This window comes from Deinococcus indicus (assembly GCF_002198095.1).
GTDB lineage: Bacteria > Deinococcota > Deinococci > Deinococcales > Deinococcaceae > Deinococcus > Deinococcus caeni.
This window is the reverse complement of sequence record NZ_NHMK01000035.1, coordinates 33,207-45,596: the sequence shown is the minus strand read 5'-3', so window position 1 is coordinate 45,596 and position 12,390 is coordinate 33,207. Positions and strand designations below refer to the sequence as shown.

Genomic DNA, 12,390 nt, shown 5'->3' with positions numbered 1-12,390 from the left:
GTCCGTCAGTGGAGAGGCAGGCCTCTGGCCCGCCCCCCGATCATCCGCCTCAGTTCGGGCGGTTCTCCCGCTGGACATTCACGCCGAAGCGGCCCAGGACGCTCTGGAACAGCGGGCTCTTCTGCGTGAAGCCCTCGACGGCCTTGCCGAGACTCAGCGCCTTGGTGAGCGCCTCGAACATGCCGCCCTCGCCGCCCACGAGGTCGATCTTCGCGTTCTTCAGGGCAGCGGCGATCACCTCGGCGTTCTCGCGGCTGATCTCCTTCCCGGCCTCGATGGACGCCAGGGCCTGCTGGAGACTGGTTTCCAGCGCCATGCGGTATTCCTCGTGGCTGCGGGCGTCGGCGCTCATGCGGTCCATCGCGCCGAACTTGGCGGTCAGGCCCTCGGCCTCGGCGTTCATGCGGTCGCGGGTGGCACTCGCCTCGGCGGCGCCCAGCGCCTCGGTGGCGGTGGCTTTCGCCTGACCGAGGCGGGTTTCGCCCTCGGCCTGCGCGCCCAGCCGCTCGGCGAGCACGCGGGCCTCGTTCTGCCCGAGTTTGAGGTTCGCGTCGGCCTTGACCTCGATCACGCGGGCCTCGGCCACGCCGGTCTTCTCCAGGGCGCTGGCGTTCGCTTCCTGCACCATCACCTGCGCGAGGCCCGGCGCGGCCTGCTCGACCTTGACGGCGTCCGCGAGGATCTTCTTCGCCTCGGCCTGCCGGGACGCGGCGTCGAATTCCGCCTGCGCGATGGTGGTCAGCTCACTGGCGCGGTGGCGGGCGGCGGTCTCGGCGGCCTCGGCGGCCTTGACCTCCTGCACGAGCTGTTCCTGCGCCTGCGCCTCGGCCTGCATGACGCGCACCTGCTTGGCGCGTTCGGCGGCGCTCACCTCGCGCACCTCGTTAATGCGCTCCTCCTCGACGGCGACCGTCTTGTCGATGGCGATGCGCTCACGGGTGATGTTCGCGACGTCCATGACGCCCTGCTCGACGTTCTTGTCGCGTTCGATCTCCTGGAGTTTCACCTCGCGGTCGGTGGTGACGGCCTCCATCTTCGCGGCGCGGGCGACGCGCTCGGCCTCGATGGCGATGGCGCGCAACCTCGCCTGCTCGGCGATCTCAACCTGCCGCTGGCGTTCCTGCTCGCGGATCTCGACCTGCTCGGTCGTCTGGATGCGGGCCTGTTCGGAGATGAGGCGCTGCTCCTCGCGCACGCGCTGCGTCTCGGCGTTCTCGCGGGCCTGGATGGTCTCGATCTCGCGTTTCTGCCGCGCCTCGGCCTCGGCCTGCTGGCGCTCGAGGGCCAGGGTGGCCTCGCGGGTCTCGACGTTCTTCTTCGTGACGGCGAGGTGCTCGTTCTGCGAGAGTTCGTTCGTGACGATGTTCTGCGCGGCGGTCAGCTGCGTGATCTTGCGGATGCCCTCGGCGTCCATGATGTTGTTCTGGTCGAGCATGCTCTTGGGCGTCTGCTCGAGGTAGTCGATGGCGACGTCCTCGAGCACGTAGCCGTTCAGATCGCGGCCGATCACGGCGACCACGGCGTCTCGGAACTCCTCGCGCTTCTCGAACAGTTCGATGAAGTCGAACTTCTTGCCGACCGTCTTCAGCGCCTCGCTGAACTTGGCGTTGAACAGTTCGTCCACGGCGTTCAGGTCGCTCGCGCGGCTCGCGCCGATGGACTTGGCGACCTTCAGGACGTCCTCGGTGGTCTCGTTGACGCGCAGGTAGTACGCGACCGTGATGTCCGCGCGGATGTTGTCCCGGCAGATCAGTCCCTCCTTGCCGCGCCGGTCGACCTGCAGGGTGATCAGGCTGATGCGCATGATCTCGGCCTTGTACAACACGGGCACCACGAGCGCGCCGGTGAAGCGCACCTTGGGCCGGGCGGAGAGGTCGTTCACGATCAGCGCGGTGCCCTGCTCGACCTTCACGTAGAAGGCCCGCACGAGCGAGATGAGGATCATCAGGGCGATCAGGACGATCACGACGCCGATCAGGAAGGGCAGAACTACGGACAGGTCGGGCATACGGCCTCCAGGCAGGACAGGGGGAATTCGGGGATCAGGTGTCGGTCGGGTCGGCGCGGCGGACGGTAAAGACGTGAGTGGCCGGGTCGTGCGCCACGAGGATCACGCGTTCGCCGCGCCGCAGGGGCTCGCCGTCGGTGCGGGCGTCGAGGAGCAGGCCCGCGCCGCCGTCGGGCACGCTCACGCGACCGGTCGAGGCGAGGGTGCCGGATTCGACGACCGCCACGCGGCCCAGCAGCTGGGCGCGGGCCAGGGCGTCCTGCCCCTGCGCGAGGCGCCGCAGCGGGCGTGCCACCGCCCAGCCCGCCAGCACCCCCAGCCCCAGCGAACCGAGCAGCAATGCCACGGCTGCCACGCCACGCCCCGTGGGTGCGATCAGCGGCAGGAGCAGCAGCTGGCCCAGGTAGCAGCTCAGCCAGCCCGTCAGGGTCAGCGCCAGCGCGACGGGCAGCAGCGGCACGCCGTTCAGCCCGACGCGCACGAGCAGACTGTCGAGCAGGCCTTCGCCACCGCCGGAGATCCCGTCGATGGCGCCCAGCAGGGCCAGCAGCGCCGCCGCCGCGATCAGCGTCAGCAGGGCCGTCCAGGGCGCGGTCGGGAACGACAGCACCACGTGCAGGAACTCGGTCACGCCGGTGGGCCAGGGGGAGCCATGCCGGGCACCCTAGCGTCCGGCGCGGCGCGGCGTTGCCTCATCTGAGCACCGGCCAGGGGTGGGTCCATGGCCAGAGAAGGCCAGAACTTCAGGAACCGCCACCGTGAGATGCTCATGCAGCTCAGTACGGTCTCATGCCGCCAGAGGTTCCCGGTCTGGCAGGACTACGGCGTTCCGCGGAGTCGGATGATCTGCGATACCTGCCAGACGGACAGGCTGGCGCGGCTGGCCATGTCACGCTGAGACATTCTGAAGTGCTGGTGCATGGCGAGCACCAGGGCGATCTGGTCATCGGTGGGACCCACGAAAATGGGATTGACGACCCACTGGAGGTTGACGGCGGCGTTGTCCGACCGGTCTCCGTTTCGGTGCCGGACATGTCTGGCGCCCTCTGGCCGCTCCACGAACAGTGTGGCGATCAGGATGTGGACGGCGTAACGTCTGCCGTCGCAGGTGACGGTCCCCAGGCCACTGGGGTTCAGCACGGGCTTGAGGAACCGTCCCTTGACGAACGCCGTCCGATCGCCGGAAACCTGAATGGTTCGGTCAAGGCTACGAACCCGACCGTGATCGCTCGCTTCGTATCTGTTTTCCGCGTCCGGCACAGCTTTCCAGATCTCCGGGGCTGGCATGCTTCGAATTTTGCACTTTTATGTTACGTTCACTCTGTACAGAAGATCTCAGTCTCGATCGACAGACGGTCTGGGCTAGACTGGCGGGGTGGACGCCCGCGAGCACGACCTGCACCTGCTGCACATCACCGGCGACGAACGGCGCTCCTTCGAGGAGAAACGGTGGATCTTCATCTGCCTGACCCTGGTGCCCTTCATCAGCTTCACCGCCACCTACGCCCTGCAGCTCACACAACCCGTGCAGGAACCCTACGTGATCTACGGCTATCCCATCATCATGCCGCTCATGATCGGATCGATCCTGTGGAACCTGCTGGGCGGGTACAGCCGTCTCGCCGAACGTGTCACGGTGGTCATCCTGGTCGTGACGGCCTTCCTGCACAACCTGTCGTTCGCCCTGCAACCGACCCTGCCCGAATCACCGTCTTTCGTGGGGACCGCGTCGTACTGGACACTGGTGCTGGACGCCACCGTCATCATGCTGCTGCTGCCCGCGCGACAGGCGGCGACCCTGATCATGACACTCTACGCCGTGTGCGTCGCGTTGCCCTGGGTGCTGAACTTCGACGCCTTCCGCCCCTACCTGCTGGCGATGATCCGCGCACAGACCGTGACCTTCTCCGTACTGCTGGCCACGCTATGCCTCGCCTGGTACCGGCAGAGGTACGTGGAGCGCGCCCAGGAGGCCCTGATGCTACGTCAACTGGCCACCACGGACCTGTTCAACCTGAGCAGCGCGGCCCCCGCCCAGCCCGGCGGCACCCGGCGCGTCGCACCGCAGGACTGATACGGATTCCGTTTGTTTCGCCAACAATCCGGAACGTCACCGGATTGTTGGCTCCACGTCCGGAACCCGCTTCTCTCCTGCTCGCTTCGCTCGGACTGAACGGGCTTTGCAGCCCATTCAATCGGAGTCCGTATCAATCCGGGCGGATGCGACTGGGAGCAGGAGCGGGCTGCTGGACGTCAATCGGCCGTTCGGTAGAGAGCGGAGAACAGGGGGCCGCTCCTGATTCCCGGGCCACACCGGAACGCCGTCGTCAGTCCTGGGCGAGGGGCAGGCACAGCTGGAAGACCGTCCACGGGTGGTCGGACTCCGTGCGGGCATACGTCACGGTGCCTCCATACTGTTCCGCGATGCGCTGCGTCAGGTAAAGCCCGAAGCCCGTGCCGCTGCCACGCGTGGACGACCGGAACCGCCGGAACAGCTGCGGCACCTGCGACTCGGGCACGCCCGGCCCCTGATCAAGTACCTCGATCAGAGCCGACATTCTCTCCGGGCGGAGCGTCACCCTCACGAACGTGTGCGGCGGACTGAATTTCATGGCGTTTTCCAGCAGGTTCTGCACCGCGCGCCGCAGGTCGTAGGTGTGGCCGATGACCGTGCAGGGGGTCAGGTTCAGTTCGAAGTGAATGCCGCGCTCCCGGCCGCGCAGTTGCACGTCGCTCACGACGCTGCGGATCACGCTGCCGAGTTCCACGGCGCTGCCTGCCTCACCGGTCAGGTCGCCGCTCTCGTACTCGGCGAGCAGCATCAGCTGGTCGGAGACGGTCAGCAGGTCGCGGTTGCCCTGCTGGGAGTGCCGCAGGAACTCTGCCAGGGGGTCGCTCAGCGGACCGTACAGGCCGCTCAGGGCCGCCTCGGCATGCAGGATGTTCGCGGTGATGGGCGTACGCAGGTCGTGCGAGAACGCGTACACGAGGTCGCGCAGCACCTCGCGTTGCAGGTGGACCTGCTCGGTCAGGGCGGCCCGCTCGAGTTGCAGTTGCAGGACGTGCGTGGCGTCCAGGATGAACGCGGGCGGTGCGGACGGCCGGACGAGTTGCACGAGCGCCTCGCCGTGCGTCGGCAGGGTCAGGCGGACGTAGATGTTCCCGCGCGTGTCCTGCCACAGCGGGGCGGTGTTCGCGCTGACCGGAGTGGGCAGGCGTGGAATGCGCCGCTGATTGACCCGGCCGGCCGGGAGCGGCCGGACGTGCGGGGAGCGGGCCAGCCAGTCGCGGATGGAATCCACGCGGTGCAGCTGATGACCGCGCGCGCCGCTCAGGGCTGCGAGCAGGTGCGCGGCCCGTTCGGCTGGCGGGGCGTTCACGTCCGTGTCGGGCAGCCCCAGCGGCTCGTCGGTGGTGTGGTCCGCACGCCGGGCAAGCCACGTGGCGGTGACGCCACCCATGACCGTCAGGGCAGTGACGGCCAGGTGAAGCAGGACCACTTCAGTGTCGTTGCCGCTGCGAAGCACGTTGATCAGGCCCGTCACGACGCTGACGGCGATGGCGGCGGCGGTGAGGCGGGCGGTGAGGCGGTCAGACGCGGCGATGAGGGAAACGAACAGCAGGATGGGCAGGCCGGCGCTCAGCGGCGCGGAGAACGGCGTGAGGACGTCGCCCACCAGGATGACCGCCAGGGTCACGAGACTGGCGCGCCAGACAGGGCCGCGCGCAGGCTGCTGGAGGCGGCGCACCACTTCGGGCGTCGGGGCGGCGCGCATCAGATCAGACCGGCCCGGAAGGCCTTGATGGCCGCCTGGGTGCGGTCCGTGGCCTGGAGCTTCTCGAGGATCTCACCGATGTGTTTCTTGACCAGACCGACGCTGATCCCGAGCGTGGCCGCGATGTCCTTGTTGGCCTGCCCGTCTGCCACGAGGCGCAGAATGGCCATGTCCCGCTCGGTCAGGGGGGCCAGGGGCGCGCTGCCCTGCACGGTATGCAGCAGGTGCCGCGCACTTTCCGGGTCGAAGAACACGGCGCCCGACGCGGCCGAACGGATCGCCTGGAACATCACCTCCGGCGGCGCGGACTTCAGGCAGTAGGCCACGGCACCCGACGCGAGCGCCGCGAACAGCTGGTCGCGCCGGTTGGACGCCGTGAACATCACCACCTGCGCGTCCGGCCGGACCCGGCGCACCTCCTGGGCCGCCTGGATGCCGTCCATGCCGGGCAGGTTGATGTCCATCAGGACGACGTCCACCTCAAAATGCCCCAGTTGCTCGAGGCCCTCCTCGGCGGTGCGTCCTTCCGCAACCACCTGAAAGTCCGGCTGGGCGGACAGCAGCATGCGCAGGCCAAAGCGGGTCAGGTCGTGATCCTCGACGAGTTGAAGGCGGATGGTGCGGTCGGTGGTGTCCATCAGGTGGTCCTTTCCTGGGCTGAGCAGGAAAGCGTTCCGTACTCGGGCGGGTAGAGCGGGGAAAACATCAGACCCCGAGTGTAGAGTCCGGGCGTGTCGGGGAGCGAACCGTCGGGCGGGCCGACAGGAAACCGCGCGGGGGACCGGTGGCGCCGTGGGGCGGACGGTGCTGCCCGCAGCGTCGTTGCAGTCCGGCCGGACCGCGCCCGCCCGGCAGCAGCGCCCTGAGCGGGGTTCCGGCCGGGCGTGTGCGCGTCCGTTCTGCGCCGGCAGCGCGTCCGGGCATAACGCCGTCACAGTAATCCGGCAGCGTGAGGATCAGGCCCTCGCCGGCTGCGGGCACGCCACCCAGCACCAGGAAACGGACGTCCGGCCACCCGGCCAGCGTGTTCGGCAGGGCCGCTGTCAGGGCGTGTGCGGCGCCCGTCAGGATGACCGTCAGGGTCCGGGGCGCAGCCGAGCGGCACGCCCGGGTCAGCTGGTCCTCCAGTTCCTGCGCGGGCCCCTGTCCCCCCACGCCGGGCGGCACGTGCAGGCTCAGGACGCGCTGCCCGTCCGCTTCCAGCAGCGCCCGCACGCAGTCCAGGGACGGTCGCCACTGCGCCGCGTCACCGGCCAGCCAGGTCACGCCGCCTTCCAGCCAGCCGGCCAGCAACGCCTGCACCAGCGGCTCGCGCGTGGGCAGCGTTCCGTCCCACAGATCGGCCAGTTCCTCGCTCAGCGAGCCGTGAAGCGCCGTCCCGGCCCGGCACAGCGACAGGAAGCGCGCCAGCGTGCCCGCCGACGGCAGGGGCGCGTCCGGCAGGTGCCACGCCCGGTCCAGCAGCTCATCCCGGTCGGTGACGAGCGCCGCCTCGCGCAGCAGGGTTTCCTGGGTCTGTGCGGCCAGTTCCTCGCGGCGGCCCAGCACCCAGTCCTCCAGCTCGGGGCTCACGCCAGACAACTCCACTCCCCGCAGGAACCCGGCGCCAGCACCGCAGGCTCCGCCGGTCCGGTGATCGCTCGGATGCTCGGCACTCAGGCAATCCCCGTCCGTGATGACGGTCACGCCCCAGCCCCTGAGTTTACACAGGCTGACGCGCAGGTTGTTCCTGGGATCGCTCGAATCCGGCCAGAGCAGCCGGGCGAGCCGGTCACGCGGCGTGGCGCCCTCGATCAGCAGGTAGGCGAGCAGCAGCAGCGGCTTGGGTTCCTGCACATGCCCCAGTCTCAGACAGCCCCGCGTCTGAAGAGCAACAGCTTGAGAAGAAGAAGTGGGCATGGCGTGAGGACCTCCTCAGCCACCCTAAGAATGTTTTCATTTTTTCTCATGTCCATCTGGTCACGGCCTGTGGCCATCTGGCTACGGCTGGACGACCCGTTCCGCCGCGTCGCTCCCGGCATGGGGTCAGCGAACGGCAGCGGGGCGCCGGTCATCGCCCCCCGGATGGAGCTGTGAGAGGCTCGCCTGCCCTCTCCCAGGGAGACACAATGAGGACGCCGGATACGTCAGGGACGACGTCAGGAGGGCCTTAATGCAGCGGTCTGTAAGGTTTGTGAGCAACTGGCCAACAGACCGTTAGCCAAGGAGTTGCAGGAGAGCCTGATGAAAAACACCATTGCCATGACCGCCCTGACCCTGATCGCCTCGACCGGCATGGCCGCCTCCGTGAGCACCACGTTCACCAGCGCGGCGACCGTCCAGAACAGCTGCACCATCTCCACCGTGGGTCTGGACTTTGGCGGGTACATGGGCGCGTCCACGAATGCCGTGACGGCTGGCGGCAAGGTCACCACCACCTGCACCAAGAACGCTGTCTTCGCCCTGAACTACTCGGGGTTCACCGGCAAGCTGACCAAGGCCGGCGGCACCGACACCCTGGACTACGCGGTGAGCACCTCGAACGTTGAAGGCAACTTCAACTTCCCCCTGACGGCCAACCAGAATGGTAGCGCCCTGCCCTACTGGATTCTGGCGACCGGCACCGATCTCATCTGGCCCGTGACCGGCACCATCGCCCCGAACCAGTGGGGCGCGTCGGCCGGCAACTACAACGAAGTCATCACCTTCACGGTCGACTACTAAATCCGGTACGCCGGGGACCATCTCTCCGGCACACGCGGAGGGGGGATCAGGAGCGCTGCGAACCCGGCAGCTTCCCGTCCCCCCACCTGTCGTTTCCCAGAAACCCAGATGTATAGGAGTGCTCATGTACAGATACGTTTCCCGGATGCTGGCGTTCAGCGTCCTGCTTGGCGGGGTCGGTCAGGCGCAGGTGCAGCCGCTCGCCATCACGGCGCAGACCATCAATGCCTGCTCCATCACGACGCAGAACCTCGACTTCGGCACGTACCGCGCCGCCGATCCCAGTGACCTCAGGGCTTCGGGCACCTTCTCCTTGACCTGCAATCCGGGCGTCACCGCGCAACTGCAGTTCAGCGGCTACAGCACCAGACTCCGCCACGGCAACGACACCCTGGGTTACCGCCTGACGTTCGTGCGGCCCAACGGGTCGTCCGTCACGCCCGCCGAAATCCCCGCCGGAAGCTCTCCGCTGATCGTGACCTCGGCCATCCAGTTCAACGGCACGGCGCAGGTGTATCAGGTGAACGGCCGCATCCCTGCCAGGCAGTGGAACAGCCCGGCCGGCACGTATCAAGAGACGGTCACGCTGACACTGGAGTACTGATTCGTGAAGAAGCTGAGCTTACCGGGCCTGCTCCTGACCCTGCTGGTCACGGCCCTGCCGACCGCCGCACACGCCGCGAGCCTGAACGTCGCGCCCCTGTCGCTCCAGTTGACGCCGCCCGCCGCTCCGACTACGCAGTTCAATGTGGTCAACACGGACTCGGTGGCCAGCGAGTACAGGGTCGAGATCATGGCGTGGCGTCAGGTGAACGGCGAGGACACGTACGAGCCCACCCGTGACGTGGTGATCAACCCGGCCCGCGTGACCCTGCAACCCGGACAGCGGCAGCTGTTCAGGCTCGGCTGGAAAGGACCGGTCGATCTCGCCGCCGAGAAGATGTACCGCGTGTACGTCACTCAGGTCCCGCAGGCGACCGCCGCGACCGGCGTGGTGAGCGCCCTGCGTTTCGGGCTGCCTCTGGCCGTCAGTACCCGCTCCGTTCAGCCGCAGGTCAAGTGGACCGCCCAGCGGCGCGGCAACGACCTGCTGCTTCAGGTGACGAACAGCGGCACCGGGCACGTCCGGTTCTCGAACCTGAAGGTCACGGCGAACAGCAGCGTGGCCGACCTTCCCATCCCGTACTACGTGCTGCCGGGCGCCACCCGGACCATTGTCCTCCCGAACTGGGAACCGCAGCGCCGGGAGTTCCGACTCACCACGGGAACCGCCACCGGAACGGTAGATGAGACATTCACCCTTCCGTAACGCGGTTGTCCTGAGCTGCCTGCTGCTCGGCGCCGGCTCCGCCGTGACCTGCGAAGACCTGCCCGAATCCCTGCTGGACGTTCGCATCGGGGCGGACGCACGGGGAGCGCAGTACGTGAAGATCAACGAGGACACCCGCGCCCTGTGGTTACTGGCTTCGGCGCTGACCCCGGCAGAGCGCCGGGGCTACGGCACGGGCGAAGTCAGTTGCCCCGAGGGGCCGTTCGTGATCCTGTCACCGGACGTTCCCTGGTCCGTGAACGCGGCGGATCAGGTACTGACCCTGCAACCCCGCCCGGAACGGCTGGGACGCCACACCATCAACGTCACCGGGACGCCCGGCCTGCCGGCGACCTCCGGCACGCCCGTCTGGCAGCTCGGGTATACCACCCAGCTGTCGCTTCAGGGAGGCGACCTCCGGGGCGGCGTCACCGTGGAACCCGGTTACCGGCAGGGGCCGTGGGAGGCCAGGGCCACCGCCACGCTGTCCTCAGACGCCAGCCTGAACAGGGCCGGCGCCTGGGCCGCGTGGCAACCCGACGAGACCGTGCGCCTGAAAGCGACGGTCGGCGGCACCTCCGAATTGGGCGCCGCCGGCACGTTCAACGGCGTTCACGCCCGGACGGGACGGACGGTTCCCTTCCTGTGGCCGGAACTGAAACTGACCCTGCCGTTCGACGCGCAGGCGACCGTGCAAACGACCGGGGGATTCCGCCGCGCCCTGAACGTCCCGGCCGGCGAGGTGAGTCTGCTGGGCATTCCCCTGACACAGGGCAGCGGACGGATCGTCGTGACCCTTCAGGACCCGCGCGGTCAGGTCCGTGTGGAACAGCCGTACATCGTCGATTCGCGCGGCCTCGCGGCCGGTTCGTTCGACCTGCAGGCAGAACTGGGGGCCGCCGGGGGCGCGCTGCACACCGGGGTCCGGGGCGCCCTGAACGTGACCGATCACCTGACCGTCGCCGGGACCGCCCAGCTGACCGGCGCGGACGGGAAGGCCAGTGTCACCGTGGATTACGCCGCCGGCCACACGCACTCGACCCTGGGCCTGAACAGCCGGTGGAATGCTGCCGGCAGCACCTGGACGGCCCAGGCGGCGAGCCGCTGGAACGTGGGGCCGGTGACTTTCGGGGTGCGGGCCGACCTGCCGGACTTCGCACCAGGAAACGGGACCTACACCACGCTGATCAACTGGCAGACGCCGGACGTCCTGATCGGCGGGGAACTGGCGTACGTCCCGCAGACGCAGCAGTGGAGCGCGGCGGCCACCGGTACCTGGTTCGTCACCGATCAGGCCCAGGCGTCCCTTCAGGTCAGCCGGAGCGCCGAGCGCCTGCGTGCGCGCGCGCAGGTCCTGCTGCGCCCCTCGGATCAGGTGACGTTACGGGCCGACACCTCCGCCGGCACCATGGCGCTCGGCGCGTACGTGCAGGTCGACCCGCAGCGTTCCGTCGGACTCCATGCCACGGTCACCCCGACCGGTCAACAGGGAGAGATTTCAGTCAGGCAGCAGGGCCCCGCCGACATCACCGGCCGCCTGACGAGCGCCGGGCAGGTGAACGTGGTGGCCAGGGGCACCCTGATCGCGGTGGCCGGGAACGTCTTCGCCGCGACCACCCAGAGCGGCGGCATCCTGCTGGTCAGGACCGGCGTGCCCGGCATCCGACTGAACGTGTCGGCACTGGGCGAGGCGACGACGAACGCCGAAGGTGACGCCGCGTTCCTGGGAGCCGCGCCCGGCGGCGCCTATCAGGTGACGGTCGTGCCGGAAGCCCTGCCGTTCGAAGTGACCGTCGGTGCCGAACGGCAGGAGTTCACGGCCGGGACCGACGCCGTCACCACTCTCGACTGGCGGCCGAACTTTACCCGGAATCTCTGGGTCACGTACGTCTGGCCCGTTCAGCCTCCCGGAGAAACCCCGACCGTGGAGTACGACGGGGAACTCTTCGCCCTGGATGCCGCTGGCGCCACCCTGATTCCCCAGCGTTTCGAGGGCAGGACCGGTATCCTGCGGGACGGCACCTTCACCTGCACGGTTCCGTGGCCGCGAGAAAGGAAGGAACTTTCATGCAGCGACTCGTGACGCGTCTCATCCGGAGCGCGGCCCTGCTGGCCGCCCTGACGGCCGGTGCCGGCGCCCAGGGCGCCTGTACGGTCACGTTCCAGTCCGGCCCGGCCGCGCCATACAGCTGGATCAACGATTCCCTGACGGAGGCTTCCCTGCACATCGAGTGCGGAGCCCAGGAGCGGCCGCCGGCACTCACGGTCAGCCTGCTGCGACCAGGAAACGCACCGCGCGTCCTGGTCATGGACAGCTGGACCCTACGGTACGGCCTGTTCCGCGATCCGGGAAGACAGCTGAGTTTCAGCGATCCTGTCGTGGTCCGGCTGGACACGCAGGGGACCGCACGAATCCCGCTGTTCATCCTGATTGAACGCGGGCAACTGGTCCCGGCCGGACGCTACTCCGCCATCGAGACCCTGACTGTCGAGTACTAGAACCGCCGGAGGTCAGCGAGGGTTGCCGATTCTGCCGCAGGCTCAGGTGCATCAGCGTGCACGGCATACCGCCTCGCTGCTCGCACAGAACCGAT

Annotated in this window: 12 protein-coding genes; 6 read left to right on the top strand and 6 right to left on the bottom strand. The window is 68.2% G+C overall.

Annotated features, from left to right (window positions below; all coding sequences use genetic code 11):
• Positions 1-49: 49 nt before the first annotated feature.
• The 3 genes from CBQ26_RS19730 to CBQ26_RS19720 form a co-directional block, all read right to left on the bottom strand.
• Entirely contained in the window at positions 50-2,008 is a 1,959-nt protein-coding gene (locus CBQ26_RS19730; RefSeq protein ID WP_088250313.1) for a flotillin family protein, read from the bottom strand.
• Positions 2,009-2,042: 34 nt separating this feature from the next.
• Positions 2,043-2,639, bottom strand: a complete 597-nt coding sequence (locus CBQ26_RS19725) for an NfeD family protein (RefSeq protein WP_088250312.1) — start codon at positions 2,637-2,639, stop codon at positions 2,043-2,045.
• 188 nt (positions 2,640-2,827) lie between these two features.
• A complete protein-coding gene (locus CBQ26_RS19720) occupies positions 2,828-3,295 on the bottom strand; it encodes an NUMOD4 domain-containing protein (RefSeq protein ID WP_088250311.1) in 468 nt (155 codons plus the stop codon).
• A gap of 88 nt (positions 3,296-3,383) precedes the next feature.
• Here CBQ26_RS19720 and CBQ26_RS19715 point away from each other — a divergent pair, with 88 nt between their 5' ends.
• A complete protein-coding gene (locus tag CBQ26_RS19715) occupies positions 3,384-4,082 on the top strand; it encodes a hypothetical protein (RefSeq protein ID WP_088250310.1) in 699 nt (232 codons plus the stop codon).
• Positions 4,083-4,335: 253 nt separating this feature from the next.
• Here the strand turns inward: CBQ26_RS19715 and CBQ26_RS19710 are convergent, their stop codons facing one another.
• From CBQ26_RS19710 to CBQ26_RS19700, 3 genes are all read right to left on the bottom strand, one after another.
• A complete protein-coding gene (locus CBQ26_RS19710) occupies positions 4,336-5,784 on the bottom strand; it encodes a sensor histidine kinase (RefSeq protein ID WP_088250309.1) in 1,449 nt (482 codons plus the stop codon).
• Positions 5,784-6,422 carry a response regulator gene (locus CBQ26_RS19705; RefSeq protein WP_088250308.1) on the bottom strand — a complete coding sequence of 213 codons (639 nt, stop codon included), beginning with the start codon at positions 6,420-6,422 and terminating at the stop codon, positions 5,784-5,786. Before CBQ26_RS19705 ends, CBQ26_RS19710 begins: the two co-directional genes overlap by 1 nt.
• A gap of 67 nt (positions 6,423-6,489) precedes the next feature.
• On the bottom strand, positions 6,490-7,620 hold the full coding sequence (locus CBQ26_RS19700) for a hypothetical protein (protein WP_088250307.1): 1,131 nt from the start codon (positions 7,618-7,620) through the stop codon (positions 6,490-6,492).
• 387 nt (positions 7,621-8,007) lie between these two features.
• Here CBQ26_RS19700 and CBQ26_RS19695 point away from each other — a divergent pair, with 387 nt between their 5' ends.
• The 5 genes from CBQ26_RS19695 (at position 8,008) to CBQ26_RS19675 (ending at position 12,295) form a co-directional block, all read left to right on the top strand.
• Complete coding sequence (locus tag CBQ26_RS19695) at positions 8,008-8,487, top strand: spore coat protein U domain-containing protein (protein WP_143342216.1); 480 nt, start codon at positions 8,008-8,010, stop codon at positions 8,485-8,487.
• Between the two features lie 124 nt (positions 8,488-8,611).
• The gene (locus tag CBQ26_RS19690; RefSeq protein ID WP_088250305.1) at positions 8,612-9,091 is read left to right on the top strand and encodes a spore coat protein U domain-containing protein; all 480 of its coding nucleotides are present in this window, start codon (positions 8,612-8,614) and stop codon (positions 9,089-9,091) included.
• Between the two features lie 3 nt (positions 9,092-9,094).
• On the top strand, positions 9,095-9,796 hold the full coding sequence (locus CBQ26_RS19685) for a fimbrial biogenesis chaperone (RefSeq protein ID WP_088250304.1): 702 nt from the start codon (positions 9,095-9,097) through the stop codon (positions 9,794-9,796).
• Positions 9,774-11,879 (top strand): fimbria/pilus outer membrane usher protein, encoded by a 2,106-nt coding sequence (locus CBQ26_RS19680; protein ID WP_143342215.1) that lies wholly within the window; start codon positions 9,774-9,776, stop codon positions 11,877-11,879. The genes CBQ26_RS19685 and CBQ26_RS19680 overlap by 23 nt, the downstream gene beginning before the upstream one ends.
• Positions 11,876-12,295 (top strand): Csu type fimbrial protein, encoded by a 420-nt coding sequence (locus tag CBQ26_RS19675; protein WP_088250302.1) that lies wholly within the window; start codon positions 11,876-11,878, stop codon positions 12,293-12,295. The genes CBQ26_RS19680 and CBQ26_RS19675 overlap by 4 nt, the downstream gene beginning before the upstream one ends.
• Positions 12,296-12,390 lie beyond the last annotated feature (95 nt).

What these genes read in the sequence shown, in the direction of transcription:
- CBQ26_RS19705 (WP_088250308.1), bottom strand. Translation starts at nt 6,422, where the DNA reads ATGGACACCACCGACCGCACCATCCGCCTTCAACTCGTCGAGGATCAC.
- CBQ26_RS19695 (WP_143342216.1), top strand. Translation starts at nt 8,008, where the DNA reads ATGAAAAACACCATTGCCATGACCGCCCTGACCCTGATCGCCTCGACC.
- CBQ26_RS19720 (WP_088250311.1), bottom strand. Translation starts at nt 3,295, where the DNA reads ATGCCAGCCCCGGAGATCTGGAAAGCTGTGCCGGACGCGGAAAACAGA.
- CBQ26_RS19690 (WP_088250305.1), top strand. Translation starts at nt 8,612, where the DNA reads ATGTACAGATACGTTTCCCGGATGCTGGCGTTCAGCGTCCTGCTTGGC.
- CBQ26_RS19680 (WP_143342215.1), top strand. Translation starts at nt 9,774, where the DNA reads ATGAGACATTCACCCTTCCGTAACGCGGTTGTCCTGAGCTGCCTGCTG.
- CBQ26_RS19710 (WP_088250309.1), bottom strand. Translation starts at nt 5,784, where the DNA reads ATGCGCGCCGCCCCGACGCCCGAAGTGGTGCGCCGCCTCCAGCAGCCT.
- CBQ26_RS19730 (WP_088250313.1), bottom strand. Translation starts at nt 2,008, where the DNA reads ATGCCCGACCTGTCCGTAGTTCTGCCCTTCCTGATCGGCGTCGTGATC.